Source organism: Klebsiella sp. HC6, assembly GCF_022605325.1.
GTDB classification, from domain to species: Bacteria; Pseudomonadota; Gammaproteobacteria; order Enterobacterales; family Enterobacteriaceae; genus Klebsiella; species Klebsiella terrigena.
The window spans coordinates 4,037,627-4,063,042 of sequence record NZ_CP093276.1 but is presented as its reverse complement, the minus strand read 5'-3'; the positions used below and the strand labels follow the sequence as shown (position 1 = coordinate 4,063,042).

At 58.3% G+C, this 25,416-nt stretch carries 20 protein-coding genes; 6 read left to right on the top strand and 14 right to left on the bottom strand.

The genetic code is table 11. The features are described 5' to 3' along the window. Window positions 1–7 precede the first annotated feature (7 nt). The 4 genes from MMW58_RS19615 to poxB form a co-directional block, all read right to left on the bottom strand. Complete coding sequence (locus MMW58_RS19615; protein ID WP_133597033.1) at window positions 8–1,021, bottom strand: NAD-dependent epimerase/dehydratase family protein; 1,014 nt, start codon at window positions 1,019–1,021, stop codon at window positions 8–10. A gap of 96 nt (window positions 1,022–1,117) precedes the next feature. Beyond that, the gene (locus MMW58_RS19610) at window positions 1,118–2,551 is read right to left on the bottom strand and encodes an SDR family oxidoreductase (protein ID WP_241721909.1); all 1,434 of its coding nucleotides are present in this window, start codon (window positions 2,549–2,551) and stop codon (window positions 1,118–1,120) included. A gap of 10 nt (window positions 2,552–2,561) precedes the next feature. Beyond that, the gene (gene ltaE / locus MMW58_RS19605) at window positions 2,562–3,563 is read right to left on the bottom strand and encodes a low-specificity L-threonine aldolase (RefSeq protein ID WP_241721908.1); all 1,002 of its coding nucleotides are present in this window, start codon (window positions 3,561–3,563) and stop codon (window positions 2,562–2,564) included. A gap of 116 nt (window positions 3,564–3,679) precedes the next feature. Then, the gene (gene poxB, locus MMW58_RS19600) at window positions 3,680–5,398 is read right to left on the bottom strand and encodes a ubiquinone-dependent pyruvate dehydrogenase (RefSeq protein ID WP_241721907.1); all 1,719 of its coding nucleotides are present in this window, start codon (window positions 5,396–5,398) and stop codon (window positions 3,680–3,682) included. 151 nt (window positions 5,399–5,549) lie between these two features. Here poxB and MMW58_RS19595 point away from each other — a divergent pair, with 151 nt between their 5' ends. Then, window positions 5,550–5,984 (top strand): DoxX family protein, encoded by a 435-nt coding sequence (locus MMW58_RS19595; protein ID WP_133597041.1) that lies wholly within the window; start codon window positions 5,550–5,552, stop codon window positions 5,982–5,984. A gap of 46 nt (window positions 5,985–6,030) precedes the next feature. Here the strand turns inward: MMW58_RS19595 and hcr are convergent, their stop codons facing one another. The 4 genes from hcr to aqpZ form a co-directional block, all read right to left on the bottom strand. After that, on the bottom strand, window positions 6,031–6,999 hold the full coding sequence (gene hcr / locus MMW58_RS19590) for an NADH oxidoreductase (RefSeq protein ID WP_133597043.1): 969 nt from the start codon (window positions 6,997–6,999) through the stop codon (window positions 6,031–6,033). 11 nt (window positions 7,000–7,010) lie between these two features. Further along, window positions 7,011–8,663: a hydroxylamine reductase gene (hcp, locus tag MMW58_RS19585; RefSeq protein ID WP_133597045.1), complete on the bottom strand. Its 1,653-nt coding sequence runs from the start codon at window positions 8,661–8,663 to the stop codon at window positions 7,011–7,013. 144 nt (window positions 8,664–8,807) lie between these two features. Continuing rightward, complete coding sequence (locus MMW58_RS19580; RefSeq protein ID WP_133597047.1) at window positions 8,808–9,707, bottom strand: LysO family transporter; 900 nt, start codon at window positions 9,705–9,707, stop codon at window positions 8,808–8,810. A gap of 127 nt (window positions 9,708–9,834) precedes the next feature. Then, window positions 9,835–10,530: an aquaporin Z gene (gene aqpZ / locus MMW58_RS19575; RefSeq protein ID WP_041144770.1), complete on the bottom strand. Its 696-nt coding sequence runs from the start codon at window positions 10,528–10,530 to the stop codon at window positions 9,835–9,837. A gap of 392 nt (window positions 10,531–10,922) precedes the next feature. Between aqpZ and MMW58_RS19570 the strand changes: the two genes are divergently transcribed. The 3 genes from MMW58_RS19570 to macB all read left to right on the top strand — a co-directional run bounded on the left by MMW58_RS19570 (window position 10,923) and on the right by macB (window position 15,741). Next, on the top strand, window positions 10,923–12,581 hold the full coding sequence (locus MMW58_RS19570) for an ATP-dependent endonuclease (RefSeq protein ID WP_133597051.1): 1,659 nt from the start codon (window positions 10,923–10,925) through the stop codon (window positions 12,579–12,581). 101 nt (window positions 12,582–12,682) lie between these two features. Next, complete coding sequence (gene macA, locus MMW58_RS19565; RefSeq protein WP_241721906.1) at window positions 12,683–13,798, top strand: macrolide transporter subunit MacA; 1,116 nt, start codon at window positions 12,683–12,685, stop codon at window positions 13,796–13,798. Continuing rightward, the gene (gene macB, locus MMW58_RS19560; RefSeq protein WP_241721905.1) at window positions 13,795–15,741 is read left to right on the top strand and encodes a macrolide ABC transporter ATP-binding protein/permease MacB; all 1,947 of its coding nucleotides are present in this window, start codon (window positions 13,795–13,797) and stop codon (window positions 15,739–15,741) included. Before macA ends, macB begins: the two co-directional genes overlap by 4 nt. A gap of 68 nt (window positions 15,742–15,809) precedes the next feature. On the opposite strand, the gene cspD is transcribed toward macB, so the two are convergent. Continuing rightward, entirely contained in the window at window positions 15,810–16,031 is a 222-nt protein-coding gene (gene cspD / locus MMW58_RS19555) for a cold shock-like protein CspD (protein ID WP_004860015.1), read from the bottom strand. A gap of 325 nt (window positions 16,032–16,356) precedes the next feature. Here cspD and clpS point away from each other — a divergent pair, with 325 nt between their 5' ends. Both clpS and clpA read left to right on the top strand, forming a co-directional pair. Next, window positions 16,357–16,674: an ATP-dependent Clp protease adapter ClpS gene (gene clpS / locus MMW58_RS19550; RefSeq protein WP_041144775.1), complete on the top strand. Its 318-nt coding sequence runs from the start codon at window positions 16,357–16,359 to the stop codon at window positions 16,672–16,674. A 30-nt stretch (window positions 16,675–16,704) separates the two neighbouring features. Then, window positions 16,705–18,984, top strand: coding sequence for an ATP-dependent Clp protease ATP-binding subunit ClpA (clpA, locus tag MMW58_RS19545; protein WP_076945049.1), 2,280 nt, complete (start codon window positions 16,705–16,707; stop codon window positions 18,982–18,984). A 136-nt stretch (window positions 18,985–19,120) separates the two neighbouring features. Here the strand turns inward: clpA and infA are convergent, their stop codons facing one another. From infA to trxB, 5 genes are all read right to left on the bottom strand, one after another. Beyond that, window positions 19,121–19,339 carry a translation initiation factor IF-1 gene (infA, locus tag MMW58_RS19540; protein ID WP_002211347.1) on the bottom strand — a complete coding sequence of 73 codons (219 nt, stop codon included), beginning with the start codon at window positions 19,337–19,339 and terminating at the stop codon, window positions 19,121–19,123. Between the two features lie 511 nt (window positions 19,340–19,850). Next, on the bottom strand, window positions 19,851–20,555 hold the full coding sequence (gene aat / locus MMW58_RS19535) for a leucyl/phenylalanyl-tRNA--protein transferase (protein ID WP_095098020.1): 705 nt from the start codon (window positions 20,553–20,555) through the stop codon (window positions 19,851–19,853). Window positions 20,556–20,699: 144 nt separating this feature from the next. Then, complete coding sequence (cydC, locus tag MMW58_RS19530) at window positions 20,700–22,421, bottom strand: heme ABC transporter ATP-binding protein/permease CydC (RefSeq protein ID WP_133597056.1); 1,722 nt, start codon at window positions 22,419–22,421, stop codon at window positions 20,700–20,702. Then, complete coding sequence (cydD, locus tag MMW58_RS19525; RefSeq protein ID WP_133597058.1) at window positions 22,422–24,188, bottom strand: heme ABC transporter permease/ATP-binding protein CydD; 1,767 nt, start codon at window positions 24,186–24,188, stop codon at window positions 22,422–22,424. A 113-nt stretch (window positions 24,189–24,301) separates the two neighbouring features. Further along, entirely contained in the window at window positions 24,302–25,270 is a 969-nt protein-coding gene (gene trxB, locus MMW58_RS19520) for a thioredoxin-disulfide reductase (RefSeq protein WP_133597060.1), read from the bottom strand. Between the last annotated feature and the right edge of the window lie 146 nt (window positions 25,271–25,416).

Below are 25,416 nucleotides of genomic sequence, written 5' to 3'. Positions count from 1 at the left end.
TTCGACGCTAGCGGTGCAGCTTACCGTGATCTTTCAGCCAGGCGGCGGTGCGGATAATTCCCTCATCCAGCGTCACCACCGGGCGGTAGCCCAGCTCTTCCTGGGCGCGGGAAATATCAAGGGTAAAATCAAAGTTCAGCTTGGAGACGCCGTAGTGGGTAAAGGCCGGCTCCCTGGCTGACTTATTGCCAAAATGCTCCATGCTGCGGGCGATGATATCCAGCATCGGATAGGGGACCGAGCGGATACGGCACCTTATTCCCAGCTCATCAATCAGCTTTTGCACAATGCTGCGCAGGGTACGCGGTTCGCCGTTGGTGATATTCCACGCCCGGGCGGAGGGCAGGTGGTCGCACTGCGGCTGGCTGGCAAGCCACATCGCGTGCACCGCATTCTCATAGTAGGTCATATCAACCAGCGCGCTGCCGCCGCGGGGCAGCAGCACGCTGCCGTAATGCTGCATCATCTGCGCAAGGCGGGGGATGAACACTTTGTCGTGAGCGCCGAACAGACCCTGCGGGCGCAGGATGGCAAAGCGGGTATTGGGGTTCGCCTGTGCCAGTAGATTAATCACCTCTTCGCTCGCCGCCTTACTGCGGGCAAATTCGTTGGCAAAGCGCTGAGGGCGGAAATCCTCCCGCACCTCGTGGTGGTGGTGATAGTCAAAATAGAGCGAAGGAGAGGAGATATGAACGAAGTTGCGAACGCCCCAGGCCACGGCCCATTCGCCAAGGCGACGGGTGGCGCGGACGTTGGCTAAATCGAAGGCCTGCTGCGTGCCCCACGGCGAGGTGAAGCTTGAGCAGTGCCAGAGGGTATCGATACCGGCGAGCATCACCTTGGCCTGAGATGAAACCAGTTCGGTTAAATCTGCGGGGACAAATTCGGCGCCCATTTTGCTCAGAAGCTTGCCCATCGCTTCGTTTCGCCCGGTCGCTCTGACGCTGATGCCTTTGTTACGCAGATATTCCACCGCGTTGCGGCCTAAGCCGCTGGTCGCACCGGTAACCAGTACCTTCATATCAACCTACTGTCCCAGAAAAGAATTTCGTGCGCATTTTTCCGTGATTCTCCTCACGATGCAATGAGAATGATAGCAGAATGACGTAGATACTTCCTATTTGCCTGTGATTTGCTCTGCCAGCCGGGCAATACGCCGCGCCATGCCGCGAAAGATAAACAGATGGGCGGGGATCATCAGCAGCCAGTAGAACAGCCCCGGCATACCGTGAGGGTGCCACCAGGCTCGGACGTCGAGCTCGCGGTGGTCGCCTTTATCGCTGAGGGTAAAGCTCAGGCGCCCCAGGCCGGGCGCCTTCATGCCAAAGAGTAAGGTGAGCTGCTTTTCCGGTTCGACAATAATCACCTTCCAGCTGTCTACCGCGTCGCCGGTCTGCAGAAGGTCGTGCGACGGCCGGCCTTTCGCCAGGCGATGGCCCACCAGCAGGTCCATGGCACCGCGAATTTTCCACAGCGCGTTGCCGAAGAAGTAGCCCTCTTTGCCGCCAATCTGGTTGACGACCTGCCAGATTGCCGCCGCGCTGGCGGACGTGCTGACCGTACAGCCGGCCTGCTTAGGGTAATAGCCATATTCCGGCCGCCAGCGGGCGAAGGCCTGGGCGTCGTAGCCCCAGTCGCTGGAGTTAACTAACTGCTCCTCTTCTTTCAGCGTGCGGCGCACGGCTTCGTCAAATGAGATTAGCGCCTGGGGGATCAGCGCCCGCAGCGCGCGATCGTCGGCGATCAGATCGTGCTTCAGCCCCTGAATCAGCGCCTTCGCGATGGTGGGCGGAACCGAAGTAATCACGTTGAGGAACCACACCGAAATCCAGCGGGTGGGAAAAGGGATCGGGATCAGCAGGCGATGCTTGCCGCTGACCGCCATAAAGCGGGTGAACTGCTGCTGATAGCTTAACACTTCCGGTCCGGCGGCTTCGAAGACGCGATGTTCGCTGGCCGGGTGGTTGAGCAACTGCACCAGATAATAGAGCAGATTTTCGAGATCGATCGGCGTGGTGCGCGAGCGCACCCAGCGCGGAGGGGTTAAAACCGGCAGGTTGTAGACCATATCGCGCATCACCTCGAACGCAGCGGAGCCGGCGCCCACGATGATACCCGCCCGCAGCTCGGTGACCGGCACGCCGGATTCGCGCAGAACGTCGGCGGTAACCTGCCTGGCGCGCAGATGGTCAGACTGTTCCGCCGCCGGCACCTGCAGCGAGCTGAGAAATATCAGCTGCTTTACCGGCGTCGCGCGCAGCGCGTCGCGCACGTTTTGCGCCACCTCGCGCTCGTGCCGAATAAAGTCGCCGCCTTCGCCCATGCCGTGCACCAGATAGTAAACGGTGTCCGCCTGCGCCAGCAGATCAGAGAGCCTCTGCGGCCGGGTCAGGTCGATGGGATGACAGCTGACCCCCGGGAGATTGCGTTTTTTTAGCCGCTCGATATGGCGCGCCGCCGCCAGCACGCAATAGCCCCGATCGCTCAATGCCTGCACCAGATGCTGGCCGATATAGCCGCTGGCGCCGAGCACCAGAATTCGTTGCGACACGCCTGACTCCTTAGCGGTTCAAAAATTCCTGCCAGTGGCCAACCACTTCCGCCAGCTGCTGACGATTGACGTCGATATGGGTGACCAGGCGCACAACCGGCGAGGCGTTGATCAGCACGCCGCGCTGCTGCATAAACGCGCCCAGCGCCCGGGACTGCTCTTCGCCAACGCGGATGAACAGCATATTGGTGTCGTGGCGGGTTACGTCAGCGCCGATGGCGCGCAGCTCCCCGGCCAGCCACGCGGCGTTGTCGTGATCCTCCTGCAGGCGCGCGACGTTATTTTGCAGAGCGTACAGGCCCGCAGCCGCCAGAATTCCGGCCTGGCGCATGCCGCCGCCGACCATTTTACGCCAGCGGGTGGCGCGGTGAATGTAGTCGTGGCTGCCGAGCAGCAGCGAGCCCACCGGCGTTCCCAGCCCTTTAGAGAGACAGATGGTGAAGGAGTCGCAGTATTGGGCGATATCGCGCAGCTCGCAGCCGTACTCCACCACCGCATTAAAGATGCGCGCGCCGTCAACGTGCAGCGCCAGGCCGCGTTCGCGGGTAAACTCCCACGCCTCTTTGAGGTATTCGCGCGGCAGCACCTTGCCGTTATGGGTATTTTCGAGGCTCAGCAGGCGAGTGGGGGCAAAATGGATATCGTCAGGCTTAATCTTTGCCGCGACCTTATCCAGCGGCAGGGTGCCGTCCGCCGCCGCGTCGATGGGCTGCGGCTGAATGCTGCCGAGCACCGCCGCGCCGCCGGCTTCGTACAGATAGTTATGTGCGCTCTGGCCGACGATATACTCTTCGCCGCGCTGGCAGTGGCTCAGCAGGCCCACCAGATTCGCCTGGGTGCCGGTCGGCAGGAACAGCGCCGCCTCTTTGCCGGCCAGCTCTGCGGCGTAGCGCTGGAGCGCGTTAACGGTCGGGTCGTCGCCATAAACGTCGTCGCCGACCGGGGCTGACAGCATGGCATCCAGCATGGCGCGCCCCGGACGGGTTACGGTATCACTGCGGAGATCTATCACGGCATTTCCTTGTTAATGTTTCATCCTTCACGCTGTATCCGCGTTAGCCGCATAAACCACCCCAGCGGGGCCTTCGATGCATCATGAATGATGTTGTGTGGGCTTAAAAGGATGTTTTACCTGAGCCAGTTGGTTTTCGCCAGTTCGATAACTTCATCCCCGCGTCCGCTGATGATGGCGCGCAGCATATACAGGCTGAAACCCTTAGCCTGATCCAGCTTGATTTGCGGCGGGATCGCCAGCTCTTCCTTGGCGACCACCACGTCGACCAGCACCGGGCCGTCGGTGCTAAACGCGGTTTGCAGCGCCTCGTCAACCTCAGAGGCTTTTTCGACGCGAATGCCTTTAATGCCGCAGGCTTCGGCAATGCGGGCGAAATTAGTGTCGTGCAGCTCGGTGCCGTCGGTCAGATAGCCCCCGGCCTTCATCTCCATCGCCACAAATCCCAGCACGCTGTTGTTAAAGATCACGATTTTTACCGGCAGCTTCATCTGCGCCAGCGAGAGGAAGTCGCCCATCAGCATGCTGAAGCCGCCGTCGCCGCACATCGCCACCACCTGACGCTCCGGCGCCGTTGCCTTGGCGCCAATCGCCTGCGGCATGGCGTTGGCCATTGAGCCGTGGTTAAACGAGCCGATCAGCCGGCGCCTGCCGTTCATCTTCAGATAGCGGGCGGCCCAGACGGTTGGCGTGCCGACGTCGCAGGTGAAAATGGCGTCGTCAGCGGCGAAGCGGCTAATCTGCTGCGCCAGATACTGGGGGTGAATGGCCTTATCGCTGGGCTTAGCCAGATCGTCGAGCCCCTTGCGCGCCTCGCGGTAGTGCTCAAGCGCTTTATCGAGGAAGCGGCGATCCGTCTTCTCTTCCAGATGCGGCAGCAGCGCTTTTAGGGTCGATTTGATATCGCCGATCAGCGCCATATCGACTTTGCTGTGCGCGCCGATGCTGCCGGGATTGATATCAATCTGAATGATTTTTGCGCTGCTGGGGTAGAAAGGCCGGTAGGGGAACTGGGTGCCGAGAAGCACCAGGGTGTCGGCGTTCATCATGGTGTGGAAGCCGGACGAGAAGCCGATCAGCCCGGTCATCCCGACGTCATAAGGGTTGTCGTACTCAACGTGCTCCTTGCCGCGCAGGGCGTGGACGATGGGCGCCTTGAGCCTGGCGGCGAACTCTACTAGCTCTTCATGGGCTCCGGCACAGCCGCTGCCGCACATCAGGGCAATGTTGCTGGAGTAGCGCAGCAGCTGCGCCAGGCGGGCTATTTCTTCCGCCGGTGGCGTCACCTCCGGCAGCGGGGCGGAGTACCAGTGGCTGCTGGCGCCTTCCGGGGCGGCTTTCAGCGCCACGTCTCCCGGCAGTACCACCACCGAAACGCCGCGGTTGAGGACCGCTTTGCGCATGGCGATGGCCAGCACCTGCGGGATCTGTTCCGGGGTGGAGACCAGCTCACAATAGTGGCTGCATTCGCGGAACAGCTCCTGCGGATGGGTTTCCTGAAAATAGCCGCTGCCGATTTCGCTGGAGGGGATATGGGCGGCAATGGCAAGAACGGGAACGTGATTGCGGTGACAGTCAAAAAGACCGTTGATCAGATGGAGGTTGCCCGGGCCACAGGAGCCTGCGCATACCGCCATTTCACCGGTAAGCTGGGCTTCGGCGCCCGCGGCAAACGCGGCAACTTCTTCGTGACGCGTTGGCATCCAGGCAATCGTACCCATGCGGTTCAGGCTGTCGCTCAATCCGTTGAGTGAATCGCCGGTGACGCCCCAGATGCGCTTCACGCCGGCCTGTTCAAGAGTTTTCGCTACGTATGCGGCCACGGTTTGTTTCATGGTTCTCCATCTCCTTTATGTGATAACGCTTACAAGCTTAGATGAAACTCATCGTTACGCCCGCATTCCCCTCCTATTTTCAGCTGGTATTATTGCGCGAAAATTCCGCATAATCTGTTACCACTAAAAGAGTAAACAGGAATCATTTCAAATGGTTAAATCTCTGTTAAATGCTGTTAATAAAATGCTGACTCACGACGATTTTGGCAAACTCTTGTTACGACTTGCCGTGGGCGGGCTGATGCTGTTCCACGGGCTGCATAAGCTGTTTGACGGCGTGGCGGGCATTAGCGGGATGCTGGTGGCGAAGGGATTGCCGGGGTTTATTGCCTACGGCGTGCTGGTGGGGGAAGTGCTGGCACCGTGCCTGCTGATACTAGGGATCCTCACCCGGCCGGCGGCGCTGGTGCTGGCGTTTACTATGGTGGTGGCGTGGCTGATGGTCGGTACGGGAGAAACCTGGCAACTGGATAAAACCGGCGCCTGGGCGATTGAGAGCCTGGTCTACTTCTTTGTCGGCGCGCTGGCGATTGCCTTTATGGGCGCCGGCCGCTACTCGCTGGTAAAAGACCCGGCGTGGAAATAAAAAAAGCCCCGCCGGGGCGGGGCTTGCTGTTAAGGATTGTTCCCCGCTAGGCCAGAACCAGATCGCCCTGCGGGTGGCAGGAGCAGGCCAGCACGTAGCCGTCGGCGATCTCCTGCCCGGTCAGCGTCATGGTGCTGCTGACCGTATAGTCGCCGGCAACGACTTTGGTTTTGCAGCAGCCGCAGACGCCGGCGCGGCAGGCGACGGTAACCGGAACCTTGTTGCTTTCCAGCGCCTCCAGCAGGGTGGTGCCTACCGGCGCATAGAACTCCTGCGCCGGCTGCAGTTTGGTAAACTTCAGCCCGCTGGTGGCCGCCTGAGCAACTGGCGTAAAGAACTTCTCTTTAAAGAAGCGCGTGACGCCCAGCGCGCTGACCTCCCTCTCAACCATTTCCATATAAGGCGCAGGCCCGCAGGTCATCACGGTACGCGAGGCCAGGTCCGGCACGCTTTTCAGCAGATCGGCGGTCAGGCGGCCGGCAACAAAGCCGTGGGTGGCGTTGTTTTCCGCCACCAGGGTGACCGCATACTGGCGCCACTCTTCCGCGAAAATGACGTCCTCAGGCGAACGCACGTTGAAAATGACCTGCACATCCGCCTCGGGGCGGTACTTCGCCAACCAGCGACGCATCGACATAATCGGCGTCACGCCGCAGCCGGCTGCCAGCATCAGGAAACGGTCCGCCGGCTTATCTGCACAGGTAAAATCACCCATCGCATCGGACAGCCAGATGTAGTCACCGCGCTTGACGTCACGGGTTAACCACTGAGAACCGGCACCGTCATCAATACGCCGCACGGTCAGCGTAATGTACTCGCTGACGCCCGGCGTAGAGGAAATAGTGTAGGCGCGCAGCGTATCCGCCGAGTTGCGTACGCTGACCAGCGCATACTGCCCGGCCTGATAGGGATAGTAGTCGTGGCACAGCAGCGATACCGTCCAGACGTCCGGGGTTTCCTGATGGATGTGGTGTACCTGCATCCGCCACGGGCACTGATTGGTTGGCATAGTCATTCGTTCGCTCCTTACGCGCTCAACAGTTGCTGCATGTCTTGTTCAACGGTAGTCACAGAGCGCAGGCCAAATTTCTCATTGAGAATAGCCAGCAGATCCGGGGTGAAGAAGCCCGGAGCGGTTGGGCCGGTGACGATGTTTTTCACGCCGAGGGAGAGCAGGGTCAGCAGGATCACGATCGCTTTCTGTTCGAACCAGGAGAGCACCAGCGACAGCGGCAGGTCGTTCACGCCGCAGCCCAGTTTTTCAGCCAGGGTGACGGCCAGAATAATCGCCGAGTAGGCGTCGTTGCATTGACCGGCATCCACCAGGCGCGGCAGGCCTTCGATATCACCGAAGTCCAGCTTGTTGAAGCGATATTTACCGCAGGCCAGGGTCAGGATCAGGCAGTCGTCCGGAACGCTGGTGGCAAAGTCGGTGAAGTAGTTGCGCTCGCCGCGCGCGCCGTCGCAGCCGCCGACGAGGAAGATATGGCGCAGTTTTTCGCGGCTGACCAGGTCGATCAGCGTATCCGCCGCGCCCAGCAGGGTCTGGCGGCCGAAACCAACGGTGATCAGATGCGGAATTTCGCTATACGGGAAGCCGGCCATCTGCTGCGCCTGGGCGATCACCGGCGCGAAGTTTTCGCCTTCAAGGTGGCTCACGCCCGGCCAGCCGACGATGCTGCGGGTCCAGATACGGTCGTCATAGGCGCCAACGGTCGGATCGATGATGCAGTTAGAGGTCATCACGATAGGGCCAGGGAAGCGGGCAAATTCAACCTGCTGATTCTGCCAGCCGCTGCCGTAGTTACCGACCAGGTGTTTGAATTTACGCAGCTCAGGGTAGCCGTGCGCCGGCAGCATTTCGCCGTGGGTATAGACGTTAACGCCGGTGCCTTCGGTTTGTTCCAGCAGGTTATACAGATCTTTCAGGTCGTGGCCGGAGATCAGGATGCACTTACCTTCAACGGACTTCACGTTGACCTGGGTCGGGGTCGGGTGACCGTATTTGGTGGTTTCACCGGCGTCCAGAATGCTCATGACCTTAAAGTTCATCTGGCCGATTTCCATTGAGCACTCCAGCAGAGCGTTCAGGTCGGCAGGCCAGGTGCCCAGCCACGCCATAATTTTGTGGTACTGAGCGTAGATATCGTTGTCGTACTGACCCAGAACGTGAGCGTGCTCCATATAGGCCGCGGCGCCTTTCAGGCCGTACAGGCACAGCAGACGCAGGCCGAGAATGTTTTCGCCGATGTCCGGTTTGTCTTTATTCGGGGTAAATTCTGCGGCCTGACGCTGCAGGTCGCCCAAATCGTCGCTAACCAGCTGCAGGCTGGCCATCGGGTTGTCCACCGCCGCGCCGGCGTCAACGTTCAGGCACTGGGCCTTCAGCGCCTCGCGCATCGCGATGGCCTCACGCGCGTAGCCAACGATGCGCGGGGAGTCGAAGTTAACGTTGGTCAGCGTGGAGAAGAAGGCACGCGGCGCAAAGTTATCAATTTCATGGTCAACGATGCCATATTCACGAGCCTTAACGGCCCAGGCGGAGAGGCCCTGCAGGGAGGCAATCAGCAGATCCTGCAGATCGGAGGTTTCGGCCGTTTTACCGCACATACCCTGCGCGTAAGAGCAGCCGTTCCCTGCGGGGGTACGGATGGTTTGTTCACATTGCACACAAAACATGGTCACACCTTTTTAAAGTTATATTTTAGATACATGTTTAAGGTTATGCCCGGGCGCGCAGGGATTAAAGGTATTTCTAATACAATTTACAGGGAGATTGATTTAGCGCAATTTTGGCGGTAGATGACTACCGCCACGGGGGTATTAAGCGGAGAAAAAGGCCATCAGCACGGGCACCAGCAGGCTGAGAATAAAACCATGAACAATCGCCGCCGGCACGATTTCAACGCCGCCGGAGCGCTGTAATACCGGCAGCGTAAAGTCCATCGAGGTCGCGCCGCAGAGGCCTAAGGCCGTTGAGCGGCTGCGGCGAAGCAGGCCGGGAATAAGCATAATCGCCAGCAGCTCACGGGCAAGATCGTTAAAGAACGCGGCGCTGCCAATAACCGGCCCGTAGGATTCGGTCAGCAGGATCCCTGATAGCGAATACCAGCCAAAACCTGAAGCCATTGCCAGGCCGGTCTTTAGCGGCAGGTCAAGAATAAAGGCGTTGATCATCCCGCCGAGTAATGAGCTGGCCATGACGACGACCGCCACAATCATTCCGCGACGATTAAGCACTATTTGCCGCAGGGTCATGCCGTTATTGCGCAGCTGAATACCAATCAGGAACAGCAGGAAGATCAGCGTATATTCGCTGGCTTCGGTGGCGTGCTGCAAAAATGACAGACCGCTTAAGCCAATCAGAAAACCAATAAGCACCACGCCGCACAGCTGCAGTGATTCCATTGCCATCGCCACGCGCGAAGGTAATTTCTCCTGCCGATGCTGGCTGCGCCACGGCATCTTCTGCTCGAGCCACATTAATGCCGCAATATTACACAGCATAATAACGACGACGCTTACCGCGGCGTAATGAAGAATGGCAAGCAGGTTGCTGGCTAAATTGTCGAGGAAGGCGAGGCTGATCCCCATGAAAAAGAGGATAACGTAGACAATCCAGCTTAAAAGTCGCGCGATGACTTTAAGCGCTACCGGCTGACGAAGTGGAATGATATAGCCGATAATCAACGGCAGCAGAATGATTAATAATCCCGAAAACATGAACGGCCTGGTCCTTGCAGAATGAAAATAGCGCCACTGACACTACCCAAATCATTGTAGCGAGTAAAGCTGTCACCAAAAAGAAAGGCCCGGCATCGCCGGGCCTGAGCGCGAGTCTAAGCTGAGACTAGCTGCGTTTTTCCAGCAGCGTGCGGTAGAGCACGCCGCCGAGGATCCCGCCGATGATTGGCATAACCCAGAACAGCCACAGCTGCTGCAGCGCCCAGCCGCCCTGGAAGATAGCGACCGCGGTGCTACGCGCCGGGTTGACGGAGGTATTGGTTACCGGAATGCTGATGAGATGAATTAAGGTCAGCGCGAGGCCGATAGCGATCGGTGCAAAGCCCGCCGGGGCGTTTTTATCCGTTGCGCCGTGAATAACCAGCAGGAAGCCGCAGGTCAGCACAATTTCGATGACAATCGCCGAAAGCATTGAGTAGCCGCCCGGGGAGTGTTCGCCAAAGCCGTTGGACGCAAAGCCGCTGGCCGCTGCGTCAAAGCCCGCTTTACCGCTGGCAACCACGTACAGAACGCCGGCCGCAATAATACCGCCAACCACCTGGGCGATAATATAACCGATCACGTCTTTGGCCGGGAAACGACCGCCGGCCCACAGGCCTAAGGTCACCGCCGGGTTAAAGTGCCCGCCGGAAATATGCCCCACGGCAAACGCCATCGTTAATACGGTTAAACCAAAGGCCAGAGCGACCCCGGCAAACCCTATTCCCAGCTCCGGGAAGGCTGCAGCCAGAACTGCGCTACCGCAGCCACCGAACACAAGCCAGAATGTACCAAAACATTCCGCTGCTAATTTTCTAAACATAACCACCTCAAATAATAATGTTAATGAGCACGATTTAACGTGCCGTTCTTTATTTATCAACTAAAGGATGAAGATAAAAATAAAGCGCCGCTATTTTATGGACGATCGCCATCCCGTAACCAGTTAAATAAATAGATGTAATTTGATTTAGGGCAAGGTGATGTTAATCCTTATACCATTCACTGTGCAAGAAAAGAGTAGTACAAAAATAATAGATGTAACCACTGCAATGAATGAATTATTTTTTAAACAAATACCCTTACCAATAATCATATTGAAAACGTTATTTTTCGCCTCTGCTGATATTGGCGTTTACGGCAGTGTCATGTTCCAGCATGTGTCGCTATACTGCTGATAACTGAAGGAGAAAGTGGTGACTGAGCGGAGGGGATATGCTTCTTGAGCGCGTGGAGATCGTCGGTTTTCGCGGTATCAATCGTTTATCATTGATGCTGGAGCAAAATAACGTGCTGATCGGCGAGAATGCGTGGGGAAAATCCAGCCTTCTGGATGCCCTGACGCTGCTATTGTCGCCAGAGTTCGAGCTTTATCATTTTGTCCGGGATGATTTCTGGTTCCCGCCCGGCGACGTGCAGGGACGCGAGCACCATCTGCACATCATTCTGACCTTTCGCGAGAGCGAGCCCGGCCACCATCGGGTGCGGCGCTTTCGCCCGCTCAGCGACGGCTGGGTCCCCTGTGATGACGGCTATCAGCGAATTTTCTATCGCCTGGAGGGCGAGCTGGCCGATGATGGCAGCGTCATGACGCTGCGCAGCTTTATTGACGGCAAAGGGGAAGCGCTGGAGCTGGAGGATATTGACGAGCTCGTGCGCCATCTGGTGCGCCTGATGCCGGTCCTGCGCCTGCGCGACGCCCGCTTTATGCGGCGCATCCATAACGACAGCGTGCCGCACTCTCCGCAAATTGAAATTACCGCCCGCCAGCTGGATTATCTCTCCCGGGAGCTGGTGAGCCATCCGCAAAATTTAACCGACGGCCAGATTCGTCAGGGGCTGTCGGCCATGGTGCAGCTCCTTGAACACTATTTTGCCGAGCAGAGCAGCGTGCAGTCCCGCAACCGCCTGATGCGCCGCCATTCCCACGATGAACAGCGCAGCTGGCGCTATCTGGATATCATCAACCGGATGATTGATAAGCCCGGCGGGCGGAGCCACCGGGTAATCTTACTGGGGCTGTTTTCTACTCTGCTGCAGGCCAAGGGCACGGTCCGGCTCGACCGCGACGCGCGGCCGCTGCTGCTGATTGAAGATCCGGAAACCCGGCTGCACCCGATTATGCTCTCCGTCGCCTGGCATCTGCTCAACCTGCTGCCGCTGCAGCGCGTGACCACCACCAACTCCGGCGAGCTGCTGTCGCTGACCCCCGTTGAGCACGTCTGCCGGCTGGTGCGCGAATCGTCGCGCGTCTCGGCCTGGCGGCTTGGGCCGGGGGGGATGAATGCCGAAGACAGCCGGCGCATCGCCTTCCACATTCGCTTCAATCGCGCCTCGTCGCTGTTTGCCCGCTGCTGGCTGCTGGTGGAAGGGGAGACCGAAACCTGGGTTATCAACGAACTGGCGAGACAGTGCGGGCATCACTTTGATGCGGAAGGGGTGAAGGTGATTGAGTTTGCCCAGTCGGGACTAAAGCCGTTGATTAAATTCGCCCGGCGGATGGGCATTCAATGGCACGTTCTGGTCGATGGCGACGAGGCGGGGAAGAAATACGCCGCGACGGTGCGCAGCCTGCTTAACGACGATCGCGACCTGGAGCGCGACCATTTAACAACGCTGCCGGCGCTGGACATGGAACACTTTATGTATCGCCAGGGCTTCAACGATGTTTATCATCGGGTGGCGCAGCTGCCGCCAAACGTGCCGATGAATATGCGGCGGGTGATCACCAAAGCTATTCATCGCTCATCAAAGCCGGACCTGGCGATTGAGGTGGCGATGGAAGCCGGGAGGCGCGGGATTGAATCCGTACCGGCGCTGCTGAAGAAAATGTTCTCCCGCGTGCTGTGGCTGGCGCGTGGCCGGGCGGATTAAGTGCGCTTGCGGTAAGGATGCAGCAAATTCAGGGTTATGTTTTCGCTATCTCCAGATAGAATCATCGGCTTGCGCTGCGGTTTAAAACATCAGGAATTTTTATGAAGCTCAATGGAAAACGCAGGAAAGTCTGGTGGCTACTGGCCATTATCGTACTGGCTCTGGCCATCTGGGGATGGCGGGTGCTGAATGCGCCGCTGCCGCAGTATCAGACTCTGGTGGTGCGTAAAGGCGATCTGCAGCAGAGCGTGCTGGCGACCGGTAAGCTGGACGCGGTACGTAAAGTCGACGTTGGCGCGCAGGTGAGCGGGCAGCTGAAAACGCTGCGCGTGAGTATCGGCGACAAGGTACAGAAGGATCAGCTGCTGGGGGTCATCGATCCCGAACAGGCGGAGAACCAGATTAAAGAGGTTGAGGCGACGCTGATGGAGCTGCGCGCGCAGCTGAATCAGGCCCGCGCCGAGCGTCAGCTGGCCGCCGTGACCTTAGCGCGTCAGCAGCAGCTGGCGCAGCGTCAGCTGGTTTCGCGTCAGGAGCTGGATACCGCGGCCACCGATTTAGCGGTCAAAGAGGCACAGATTGGCACCATCGAGGCGCAGGTTAAGCGCAACCAGGCCACGCTGGATACCGCGAAAACTAACCTCGATTACACTAAAATTCTGGCTCCGATGTCCGGGGAAGTGACGCAAATCACCACCCTGCAGGGGCAGACGGTGATTGCCGCCCAGCAGGCGCCGAATATTCTGACCCTCGCCGATCTCAGCACCATGCTGGTGAAGGCGCAGGTCTCTGAGGCGGACGTGATCCACCTTCGTGCCGGGCAAAAGGCGTGGTTCACCGTGCTTGGCGACCCGTTTACCCGCTACGAAGGGACCCTGAAGGATATTTTACCCACGCCGGAAAAGGTGAACGACGCTATCTTCTACTACGCCCGCTTTGAGGTCCCGAACCCGCAGGGGATCCTGCGCCTCGAAATGACGGCTCAGGTCCATATCCAGATGGCGGAAGTGAAAAATGTGATAACCATTCCGCTGAGCGCGCTGGGGGATGCCATCGGCGAAAACCGCTATCGCGTGCGGCTGCTGCGCACCGGCGAGGTTAAAGAGCGCGAGGTCACCATCGGCGCGCGCAACGATATCGATGTGGCAATAGTTAAGGGATTAGACGAAGGCGATGAGGTCATCGTCGGGGAAAGCGCGCCCGGGACGGCTAAATGACGGCGCTGCTCGAACTGCGTGATATACGCCGCAGCTATCTTTCCGGCGACGAGAGCGTTGATGTCCTGAAGGGGGTCACGCTGAGCATCAACGCCGGAGAGATGGTAGCCATTGTCGGCGCTTCCGGCTCCGGTAAATCGACCCTGATGAACATCCTCGGCTGTCTCGATAAGCCGAGCAGCGGCACCTATCGGGTGGCGGGCACCGACGTATCGCGGCTCAACGGCGACGAGCTGGCCCGGCTGCGGCGAGAGCATTTTGGCTTTATCTTCCAGCGCTACCATCTGCTGTCGCACCTGACGGCGGTACAGAACGTCGAGGTGCCGGCGGTCTACGCCGGCACTGAGCGACGGGCTCGCCTGGAGCGCGCACGCGAGCTGCTGGTGCGGCTGGGGCTTGGCGATCGGGCGGAGTATCAGCCTTCGCAGCTCTCCGGCGGCCAGCAGCAGCGGGTGAGCATTGCCCGTGCGCTAATGAACGGCGGGGAAGTTATTCTGGCGGATGAGCCGACCGGCGCGCTGGACAGCCATTCCGGCGAAGAGGTGATGGCTATCCTGCATCAGCTGAAATCGCAGGGGCATACGGTAATTATCGTCACCCACGATCCGCTGGTGGCGGCGCAGGCCGAGCGGATCATTGAGATCCACGACGGTGAGATCGTGCGTAATCCGCCGCCTAAGGGCGCGAGCAGCGCCGGCGTTATTCGCCAGAGCCCTGCGGCCGAACCCTCCGCGTGGCGTCAGTTCAGCAGCGGCTTTCGCGAAGCGCTGGTGATGGCCTGGCGGGCAATGACCGCCAACAAAATGCGCACCCTGCTCACCATGCTCGGTATTATTATCGGCATCGCTTCGGTGGTGTCGATTGTGGTGGTGGGCGATGCGGCGAAGCAGATGGTGCTGGCGGACATTCGCGCCATCGGCACTAACACGATTGATGTCTATCCCGGGAAGGATTTCGGTGATGACGATCCCCGCTATCAGCAGGCGCTGAAGTATGACGATCTGCTGGCTATTCAGAAGCAGCCCTGGGTCAGCTCGGCGACGCCTGCGGTATCGAAAAACCTGCGCCTGCGCGCCGATAATATCGACGTTGCTGCCAGCGCCGAGGGCGTCGGGGCGCAGTATTTTAACGTCTACGGCATGACCTTTAGCGAAGGCAATACCTTCAATGAGCTGCAGCTAAGCAGCCGGGCGCAGGTGGTGGTGCTGGACAGCAATGCCCGACGCCAGCTCTTTCCGCACAAGGCGCGGGTGGTGGGCGAAGTTATTCTGGTTGGCAATATGCCCGCGACGGTGATTGGCGTGGCGGATGAGAAGCAGTCGATGTTCGGCAGCAGCAAAATCCTCCGGGTCTGGCTGCCTTATACCACCATGGCCGGGAGGGTGATGGGGCAGTCGTGGCTGAACTCAATCACCGTGCGGGTGCATGAAGGATACGATAGCTCAATCGCCGAACAGCAGCTGCTGCGTCTGTTCGAGCTGCGGCACGGCAAAAAAGATGTTTTCACCTGGAATATGGACAGCATCTTGAAAACGGCGGAACGGACCACACATACACTACAGCTGTTTCTGACTTTGGTAGCGGTGATCGCGCTGGTGGTTGGCGGTATTGGTGTGATGAATATCATGCTGGTATCGGTCACCGAACGGACCCGCGAGATAGGTATCCGCATGGCGGTCGGGGCGCGGGCCAGCGACGTGCTGCAGCAGTTTCTGATTGAGGCTGTTTTAGTCTGCCTGGTGGGCGGCGCGCTCGGCGTGACGCTATCGCTAATGATTGCCTTTGTGCTGCAGCTCTTTTTACCCGGCTGGGAGATTGGCTTTTCACCGCTGGCGCTGCTGACGGCGTTTTTATGTTCGACGCTAACCGGCGTGCTGTTTGGCTGGCTTCCTGCGCGAAACGCCGCACGCCTTGACCCGGTGGATGCGCTGGCTCGCGAGTAGCGCTAAAAAAATGCCAGTCAGAAGGACTGGCATTTTACTGGCGGGATGTACACAATGAAGCGAAAGAGTTATGCAGCCGCTTCCGCTTCTACAGGAACAATCACGCTGGCGTGATTACCTTTCGGTCCCTGGTGAACATCAAACCGAACGGCTTGTCCGGCTTTTAGCGTTCTGTAACCATCCATCTGGATGGTGGAGTAATGGGCGAAAATGTCTTCGCCTCCGCCCTCAGGGCAAATAAAACCAAACCCTTTGGCATTGTTGAACCACTTAACAGTACCCATTTCCATACTTCGACATCCTTCGTAATTCTTTATAAGTAAGATGGAATGAACCGGTAGTGGAGTGACGAGTTGTTCAAATGCTCGCCAACTCTCGCCAGTACAATTTAGAGAAATACGAAAAGGCGTCAAGCGATTGACGGTAGGGGAAGGCGAAAAATGCGTCAAAATTTGAAGCAGTTAACGCTATTGCCGGGGAATGTGACAGACGTCGCGGATGGAAGTAATAGATGATAGTTATCTATGATCTATTGTAGATTTGTGATGGGCATAACTTTTGGTCATCGACAGGCCACCGCCTGTTGGCAACAGCAACCGATGATGAATACTGACGATGAGTAAGAGAGATTGGCTGGACTTCGATCAGCTGGTAGAAGACGAAGTGCGTAATGAGCTTAAACCACCATCGATGTATAAAGTGATATTGCTCAATGATGACTACACTCCAATGGAGTTTGTTATTGACGTGTTACAAAAATTCTTTTCTTATGATGTAGAACGTGCAACGCAGCTGATGTTGACGGTTCACTATCAAGGTAAAGCGATTTGTGGTGTATTTACCGCAGAGGTTGCGGAAACCAAAGTTGCGATGGTGAGCCAGTATGCGAAGGAGAACGAGCATCCATTGCTGTGTACGCTAGAGAAAGCCTGAAGACAGGCAAGAAAATTGGGGGAGGTGCCTATGCTCAATCAAGAACTGGAACTCAGTTTAAACATGGCTTTCGCCAGAGCGCGCGAGCACCGTCATGAGTTCATGACCGTCGAGCACTTGCTGCTGGCGTTGCTCAGCAACCCTTCGGCCCGCGAAGCGCTGGAAGCGTGTTCCGTGGACCTGGTGGCGCTGCGTCAGGAACTTGAAGCCTTCATCGAACAGACCACGCCTGTTCTACCCGCCACGGAAGAAGAGCGCGACACTCAGCCGACGCTGAGCTTCCAGCGCGTACTGCAGCGTGCCGTCTTCCACGTACAATCCTCTGGCCGCAGCGAAGTGACCGGTGCCAACGTTTTGGTCGCTATTTTTAGCGAGCAGGAGTCGCAGGCGGCCTATCTGCTGCGTAAACATGAAGTCAGCCGTCTTGATGTGGTGAACTTCATCTCTCACGGTACGCGTAAAGACGAGCCGAGCCAGCCTTCCGAAAACAGCGGAAGCCAGCCCAGCAATGAAGAGCAAGCAGGCGGGGAGGATCGTATGGAAAACTTCACCACCAATCTCAATCAGCTTGCTCGCGTTGGCGGAATCGATCCGCTGATTGGTCGCGAAAAAGAGCTGGAGCGTGCCATTCAGGTTCTGTGCCGCCGTCGTAAGAATAACCCGCTGCTGGTGGGTGAGTCCGGCGTGGGTAAAACCGCGATAGCCGAAGGGCTGGCATGGCGAATCGTGCAGGGCGACGTGCCGGAAATCATGGCCGATTGCACGATCTATTCGCTGGATATCGGCTCCCTGCTGGCAGGGACAAAATACCGCGGCGATTTTGAAAAACGTTTCAAAGCGCTGCTGAAACAGCTGGAGCAGGATACCAACAGTATTCTGTTTATTGATGAAATCCACACCATCATCGGTGCGGGCGCCGCTTCCGGCGGCCAGGTCGATGCCGCCAACCTGATTAAACCGCTGCTCTCCAGCGGCAAGATTCGGGTGATGGGGTCGACGACCTACCAGGAGTTCAGCAATATCTTCGAAAAAGACCGCGCGTTAGCCCGGCGTTTCCAGAAGATAGACATTACTGAACCTTCGGTAGAAGAGACGGTACAGATTATTAACGGCCTGAAGCCGAAGTACGAAGCGCACCACGACGTGCGCTACACGGCGAAAGCGGTGCGTGCGGCGGTTGAACTGGCGGTGAAATACATTAACGATCGTCATCTGCCGGACAAGGCGATAGATGTTATCGACGAAGCGGGCGCGCGGGCGCGGCTGATGCCGGCCAGCAAGCGTAAGAAAACGGTTAACGTGGCGGATATCGAATCGGTGGTGGCGCGCATTGCCCGCATCCCTGAGAAGAGCGTCTCCCAAAGCGACCGCGATACGCTGAGAAATCTTGGCGATCGGCTGAAAATGCTGGTCTTTGGTCAGGGCAAGGCGATCGAGGCTTTAACCGAAGCCATCAAGATGGCGCGTGCCGGACTGGGCCACGAGCATAAGCCGGTGGGCTCCTTCCTGTTCGCCGGACCAACCGGCGTCGGGAAAACCGAGGTCACCGTACAGCTGGCCAAGGCGCTGGGTATCGAGCTGCTGCGTTTTGATATGTCCGAGTATATGGAGCGTCACACCGTGAGCCGTTTGATCGGTGCGCCTCCGGGCTACGTTGGTTTCGATCAGGGCGGGCTGCTGACCGATGCGGTCATTAAACATCCGCACGCGGTGCTGCTGCTTGATGAGATTGAAAAAGCGCACCCTGACGTCTTTAACCTGCTGCTGCAGGTGATGGACAACGGTACGCTGACCGACAACAACGGCCGCAAGGCGGACTTCCGCAACGTGGTGCTGGTGATGACCACTAACGCCGGCGTGCGCGAAACCGAGCGTAAGTCGATTGGCCTTATTCATCAGGATAACAGTCCGGATGCGATGGATGAGATCAAGAAGATCTTTACGCCGGAGTTCCGTAACCGCCTCGACAACATTATCTGGTTCGATCATCTGTCAACGACGGTGATCCATCAGGTGGTGGATAAGTTTATCGTCGAGCTGCAGGTTCAGCTGGATCAGAAAGGCGTGTCGTTGGAAGTAAGTCAGGAAGCGCGAGACTGGCTGGCAGAAAAAGGCTATGACCGGGCAATGGGCGCGCGTCCAATGGCGCGGGTGATTCAGGATAACCTGAAGAAACCGCTGGCCAACGAGCTGCTGTTTGGTTCGTTAGTTGACGGCGGCCAGGTGACCGTTGCGCTGGATAAAGAGAAGAGTTCGCTGACCTATGATTTCCAAAGTGCGCAGAAGCACAAACCGGAAACGGCGCATTAATTCTTACTCTGAAACGTCAAAAACCGGCCTGCGGGCCGGTTTTTTTATATCCGCAGTCGCTTAGCGGAGAGGGGATGTAAAAAGACCGGGAATTATCCCGGCCTTTCGCATCTAACGCCACGAGGGCGGAAAACTATCAGCGACTACGGAAGACAATGCGGCCTTTGCTCAGGTCGTACGGGGTCAGCTCAACAGTCACTTTGTCGCCCGTCAGAATGCGGATGTAGTTCTTACGCATTTTACCGGAAATATGCGCAGTTACCACGTGACCGTTTTCCAGTTCTACGCGGAACATTGTGTTAGGCAACGTGTCAAGTACGGTGCCCTGCATTTCAATATTGTCTTCTTTGGCCATCTAGTCCTCTGGGGTATCACTACCGTAGTTTTGAACCGGCAAGATAATGCCGAAGTTCAGCGAGTAAGTAAAGTTTTACGTTTATACCCACCACACTTCGCGTTGCGTCCACGTTGGCTGCGTTCTTCGATCCCGGCTACTTTTTTCAGTAAGCGCTGGGGATCCGTTCACTTGCCGCCCGCCTGCAACCCGAGCTGTTGCGAGTCTATATACTTTATCTTTCTGGCTGCCTTAGTTCTCACGGTCACATAGTTATTGATGCTGCCTGGCGCTTGGTTTGTCGTCCCGGCGCATCATGAATAAGTTTGGGTTTAAATCACTGAAGTAGTTTTGGCGCATTGCCCGGAACGCACGCGGATAAACCGCACGACAGGCGCAAACGTAAAGGGGGGAGTGACAGAACGATGGGCGTTATCTGACTCTTATTATTCCCAAACGGCGGCGGGGCAACGGGCAGAAGCTACTCTACCGCGCAATTATACCATCCCGGCGAAGAATGTGCTGAAAACATTTACACATTGCCGGTAAATAGCACCCTCGGTACCCAAAATCTTTCCGGTAAACGCTGGCTGCGCAATTGCGCCAGCCGATCGAGATAGTCGCGGCGGGGAATTTCAACGGCGCCCAGCGACGCGGTGTGGTTATTTAGCACCTGGCAGTCAATTAACTGGCCACCGTCGCGCATAAATGCCTGGCAGAATACCAGCAGGGCCGTTTTTGATGCGTTTTCCGCGTGGCTAAACATCGACTCGCCGCAAAATAGCGCCCCCTGAGCCACGCCGTACATGCCGCCAACCAGCGTCTCATCGCGCCACACCTCGATGGAGTGCGCGTGCCCGAGTTCGTGCAGCTGGTGATAGGCCTTGACGATGCTGGCGGTTATCCAGGTGCCCTCATCGCGATTGGCGGCGCAGCCTTCAATCACCTCGCCAAAGGCATGGTTCAGCGTCACGCGATAGGGAGAGCGCTGGTGGAAGCGTTTCATGCTGCGGCTGAGATGAAACTGCCCGGGCCACAGAACCGCGCGGGGATCGGGAGACCACCATAAAATAGGATCCCCCGGTGAAAACCACGGAAAGATGCCGTGCTGATAGGCCATCAGCAGGCGCGCGGGGCTAAGATCGCCACCCAGCGCCAGCAGGCCGTTCGGTTCACGCAGGGCGCCTTCCGGCGCGGGGAAGGCAATGGACTGACGGGAGAGCTGAACCAGACGCATTTTAACCTCAATACGCACCAGCAATTGTCCAGTATATTCGCTGTCTTTCAGGCGTCAACGCAGTATGCGCGTGCCTGAAACTCATAGAGTATATACACAAAATCATTCGGGATGCCCGGCGGCGATGGCCCGATAACGACTGACCTACAGGCGCTGCTTAAACTGGTAGTAGCGCCCTTGTTGAGCCAGCAGTTCTGCGTGACTACCTTGCTCAATAATCTTGCCGTTGTCCATGATAATTATCTGATTAAAACGCGCCAGCCCGCGCAGGCGGTGGGTGACCATCAGCACGGTTTTTTCTTTCATCACTTCGGCCAGTAAATCAAGGATTTGGCTTTCAGTCGTGGCGTCCAGGCCTTCGGTCGGCTCATCAAGCAGCATCAGCGGCGCGTCATGAAGCAGGGCGCGGGCAATGGCTAACCGGCGCAGCTCGCCGCCGGAAAGCTGGCGACCGCCTTCTCCCAGCCAGCCGTTGAGGCCGCTGTCGTCGAGTAGCTTGCCGAGCCCAACCCGCTCGAGGATGTTGACCAAATGCGCATCGCTCGCCTGGGGTGCCGCCAGCAGCAGGTTGTCGCGCAGCGTTGCGCTAAACAGATGCACGCGCTGAGGAACCACGCTCATTGCCCGGCGCAGGGTCGTCTCGTTGAGCTGCGCAAGCGGCTGGTCGTTGAGTAAAATCTCGCCCTGGGCCGGATCCCAGGCGCGGGTAAGCAGCTGCAGCAGGGTCGATTTCCCGCAGCCGGTGCGTCCGAGAATAGCGATGTGATCGCCGGCAGCAACCTGTAGCGAGAGATTCTCCAGCGCCGCGGTGGGCTGCTGCGGATAGCTAAAGGTGACCTGATTCAGCGTCAGCGCCACGCGTGAGAAGGTCTGGTCCGCGCTCTGCGCAAAGGAGACTTCCGGCGGCTGCTCGGTGATTTGCGTAATCCGCCGCGCGGAGGCGATGACCTGCCCGAGGTGCTGGAACGCGCCGGTGACCGGCGCCAGCGCCTCAAACGCCGCCAGGGCGCAGAAAACAAAGAGCGCGATCAGCGCGCCCGGCTGGCTATTGCCGCCCACGCCGGCAGAGGTCAGCCACAGCATCGCAATCACCGCAACGCCGCCAATCAGCAGCATCAGCGCCTGGGAAAGCGCCGTGAGTTCGGCCTGACGTCGCTGGGCATCCTGCCAGCGCTGTTCGGTTTTCTCCAGCTGCTCGCGGTAGCGATCGCTGGCGTTAAACAGCATCAGCTCCGCCTGTCCCTGCAGCCAGGCAGTCAGCTGCTGGCGGTACTGGCCGCGCATTTGGGTTATGCACTCGCCGGCGGGTTTACCGGCCCGATAAAACAGCGGCGGCAGTATCAGCACGGTCAGCAGCATGATGCCGCCCAGCGTCAGGGCCAGGGTGACGTCCAGAATACTCAGGCCGGCGGTGACCACCAGAATGACCACCAGCGCTCCCACCAGCGGCGAGATAACCCGCAGATAGAGGTGATCCAGGGTATCGACGTCGGCAACGATGCGGTTAAGCAGCTCGCCCTGGCGAAAACGCGCCAGCCCGGCAGGGGAGAGCGGCAGTAGCTTGCTGAACGTGAAAACGCGCAGATGCTGGAGGACGCGGAAAGTCGCGTCGTGGCTCACCAGGCGTTCAAAGTAGCGCCCGGCGGTACGAATTATCGCCGCGCCGCGCACGCCGGCGGCGGGCAGCATGTAGTTAAAGCTGTAGATACCGGCAACGCCGACAACGGCCGACGCCGAGAGGAACCAGCCCGACAGCGTCAGCAGCCCGATGCTCGCCAGCAGGGTGACGATCGCCAGCACCACGCCGAGCATCAGCAGCCATATGTGCCGCTTGTACAACGCCAGGTAAGGTAATAATGCGCGCATTTAAATCTCCTCCTGACGATGGGCCAGCAGGGTCGCGAAGGGCCCTTCGGCGGCGGCAAGCTGTGAATACTCGCCCTGTTCGACAATCTGCCCGTTTTGCATCACCCAGATAGCGTCCCAGCCGGCTATACCTTCGAGCTGGTGGGTGACCATCAGCGTGGTTTGCTGCGAAGAGGCGTTTGACAGGGCCTGCATCACCCGCTGCTCGCTGTGGGCGTCGAGGCTGGCGCCAGGCTCATCGAGCAGCAGCAGCCGGCAGGGAACCAGCAGCGCGCGCGCGACGGCGATACGCTGCGCCTGGCCAACCGATATGCGGGCCGCCTGATCGCCCACCGGCGTATTAATGCCCTGCGGCAGCTGCGAGACAAATTCGCTGACCCAGGCCTTATCCAGCGCCAGCTGAAGCTGCGCCTCGGTCGCTTCAGGCCACGCCAGAAGCACGTTTTCACGCAGCGTAGCCGCCGGCAGCTGCGGGTTTTGTCCAACCCAGCTCAGCATCCGATGCCAGCGCTGGCTATCAAGATCGCGCAGCTCAACGCCGTTGACCATCAGCGAACCGTCATAGGGCAGAAAGCCCGCCAGCGTATTCAGCAGCGAGCTTTTGCCGGAGCCGCTTTGCCCAACCAGCACCACCCGCTTACCGGCGGGCAGGGAGAAGTTCAGCGGCCCTGCCAGCACCTTGCCTTCCGGTGATTTGATCCGCAGATCGCGCGCTTCAAGACTCACCAGCTCGTTGTCGCTAAGCACCTTCTCGCCGCGCTCGGCCTGCGCCAGCGGCGTTTCCATAAAGGTTTTCAGGCTGTCCGCCGCGCCGATAGCCTGCGCCTTAGCGTGGTAGAAGGTGCCCAGATCGCGCAGGGGCTGGAAAAACTCCGGCGCGAGGATCAGGGTCAAAAAGCCGGCCATCAGGGTAACGCCTGCGCCGTAATGGCCAAAGTTCAGCTCGCCCAGGTAGGAGAAACCGAAATAGACCGCCACCAGCGCAATGGAGAGGGAAGTGAAAAATTCCAGCACCCCGGAGGAGAGGAAGGCCAGACGCAGGACATCCATCGTGCGCTGGCGGAAATCCTGCGAAGCCTCGCGGATATTGTCGGTTTCCGCGGCGCCGCGATCGAAAATTCGCAGCGTTTCCATGCCGCGCAGGCGGTCGAGGAAGTGGCCGCTCAGTCGCGCCAGCGCCTGGAAGTTGCGGCGGTTTGCATCCGCGGCACCCATTCCGACCAGCGCCATAAACATCGGGATCAGCGGCGCGGTGCCGAGAAGGATCAGCGCTGCCGCCCAGTTAATCGGGAAAATAGTGATAACGATGAGCAGCGGGACGCACGCGGCCAGCGTCATCTGCGGCAGATAGCGCGCATAGTAATCGTGCATATCGTCGATTTGCTCGAGGATAAGCGTAGCCCAGCTGCCCGCAGGCTTGCCCTGGATCCACGCCGGACCGGCCTCCTGCAGACGATCGAGCACCTGGCGACGGATCTCATAGCGGATATGCTGCCCGGCATAAAATCCTACCCGCTCGCGCAGCCATACCACCCACGCGCGAAGGACGAAAATCAGCACCAGCACGGTAAACGGCAGCACCAGCGCCGTCGCCGGAATATTCTCCATGATCATGCGGTGAAGGATCCGCGCCAGCAGCCAGGCCTGAGCGACGATCAGCAGCCCGCTAATGACGCCCAGCGCGCGGGAAATCATCAACCAGCGACGGGAGAGAATGCTCTGTTCTTTTAACCAGCGGGTTAACTCTTGTTGACGGGTTTTATTCATTGCGCACTTAGCAGGTGGAGTTATAGGTTTTTGGGCACGGCAATGTTACAACGAGGAAAAAATAAAGGCGACTTTTCGTCGCCTTCTTTACCTTTGTTACTGACTTGTAAAGATTATTTGCAAGCGTCAGCCAGGCCGTCGAGATAGCGCTCGGCGTCCAGCGCGGCCATGCAGCCGGTGCCGGCAGAGGTAATAGCCTGACGGTAGATATGGTCCATCACGTCGCCGGCGGCGAAGACGCCAGCAACGCTGGTTTGGGTCGCGTTGCCGTGAATGCCGGACTGAACCTTGATATAGCCGTTTTCCAGCTCCAGCTGCCCGGCAAAAATCGCCGTGTTCGGGCTGTGGCCGATAGCGACAAACAGGCCCGCGACTTCCAGCGATTCAACGTTGTCCGCATTCTGCGTATCGCGCAGGCGCAGGCCGCTGACGCCCATCTGGTCGCCGGTCACTTCTTCCAGGGTGCGGTGGGTATGCAGCACGATGTTGCCGCTTTCCACTTTGTCCATCAGGCGCTTGATGAGAATTTTTTCCGCGCGGAAGGAGTCGCGACGGTGGATCAGGTGCACTTCAGACGCGATGTTAGAGAGATACAGCGCTTCTTCAACCGCGGTGTTGCCGCCGCCGATAACCGCGACCTTCTGGTTACGGTAGAAGAAACCGTCGCAGGTGGCGCAGGCGGAAACGCCGCGGCCCTTGAAGGCTTCTTCAGACGGCAGGCCGAGATAGCGCGCGGAAGCGCCGGTCGCGATAATCAGCGCGTCGCAGGTGTATTCGCCGCTATCGCCGACCAGGCGGAACGGACGGTTCTGCAGATCGACGCTGTTGATATGATCGAAAAGAATTTCGGTTTCGAACTTGGCCGCATGTTCGTGCATACGTTCCATCAGCAGCGGCCCGGTCAGATCGTTCGGATCCCCAGGCCAGTTTTCCACTTCCGTGGTGGTGGTCAGCTGACCCCCTTTTTCCATCCCGGTAATCAGCACCGGATGCAGGTTTGCACGTGCGGCATAGACCGCAGCGGTGTATCCCGCAGGTCCAGAACCAAGAATTAGCAGCTTACTGTGTTTGGCCGTGCCCATGAGAACCCCATAATTTATTGGCATACATTGGGCTGGATTGTAGGGAATTTGTTGTCGTAAAAAAAGAGCATAGCGATTTTGTTAACGATATGTGCAATAGCACCCGCCGATGAGCTGGCGATTTAACGAACGGAGAATATAACTAA

Bases quoted from the DNA above. Each gene is read 5' to 3' on its own strand.
- MMW58_RS19615 (WP_133597033.1), bottom strand. From the start codon at position 1,021: ATGAAGGTACTGGTTACCGGTGCGACCAGCGGCTTAGGCCGCAACGCG.
- poxB (WP_241721907.1), bottom strand. From the start codon at position 5,398: ATGAAACAAACCGTGGCCGCATACGTAGCGAAAACTCTTGAACAGGCC.
- MMW58_RS19595 (WP_133597041.1), top strand. From the start codon at position 5,550: ATGGTTAAATCTCTGTTAAATGCTGTTAATAAAATGCTGACTCACGAC.
- hcr (WP_133597043.1), bottom strand. From the start codon at position 6,999: ATGACTATGCCAACCAATCAGTGCCCGTGGCGGATGCAGGTACACCAC.
- hcp (WP_133597045.1), bottom strand. From the start codon at position 8,663: ATGTTTTGTGTGCAATGTGAACAAACCATCCGTACCCCCGCAGGGAAC.
- MMW58_RS19580 (WP_133597047.1), bottom strand. From the start codon at position 9,707: ATGTTTTCGGGATTATTAATCATTCTGCTGCCGTTGATTATCGGCTAT.
- aqpZ (WP_041144770.1), bottom strand. From the start codon at position 10,530: ATGTTTAGAAAATTAGCAGCGGAATGTTTTGGTACATTCTGGCTTGTG.
- MMW58_RS19570 (WP_133597051.1), top strand. From the start codon at position 10,923: ATGCTTCTTGAGCGCGTGGAGATCGTCGGTTTTCGCGGTATCAATCGT.
- macA (WP_241721906.1), top strand. From the start codon at position 12,683: ATGAAGCTCAATGGAAAACGCAGGAAAGTCTGGTGGCTACTGGCCATT.
- macB (WP_241721905.1), top strand. From the start codon at position 13,795: ATGACGGCGCTGCTCGAACTGCGTGATATACGCCGCAGCTATCTTTCC.
- cspD (WP_004860015.1), bottom strand. From the start codon at position 16,031: ATGGAAATGGGTACTGTTAAGTGGTTCAACAATGCCAAAGGGTTTGGT.
- clpS (WP_041144775.1), top strand. From the start codon at position 16,357: ATGAGTAAGAGAGATTGGCTGGACTTCGATCAGCTGGTAGAAGACGAA.
- clpA (WP_076945049.1), top strand. From the start codon at position 16,705: ATGCTCAATCAAGAACTGGAACTCAGTTTAAACATGGCTTTCGCCAGA.
- infA (WP_002211347.1), bottom strand. From the start codon at position 19,339: ATGGCCAAAGAAGACAATATTGAAATGCAGGGCACCGTACTTGACACG.
- aat (WP_095098020.1), bottom strand. From the start codon at position 20,555: ATGCGTCTGGTTCAGCTCTCCCGTCAGTCCATTGCCTTCCCCGCGCCG.
- cydC (WP_133597056.1), bottom strand. From the start codon at position 22,421: ATGCGCGCATTATTACCTTACCTGGCGTTGTACAAGCGGCACATATGG.
- cydD (WP_133597058.1), bottom strand. From the start codon at position 24,188: ATGAATAAAACCCGTCAACAAGAGTTAACCCGCTGGTTAAAAGAACAG.
- trxB (WP_133597060.1), bottom strand. From the start codon at position 25,270: ATGGGCACGGCCAAACACAGTAAGCTGCTAATTCTTGGTTCTGGACCT.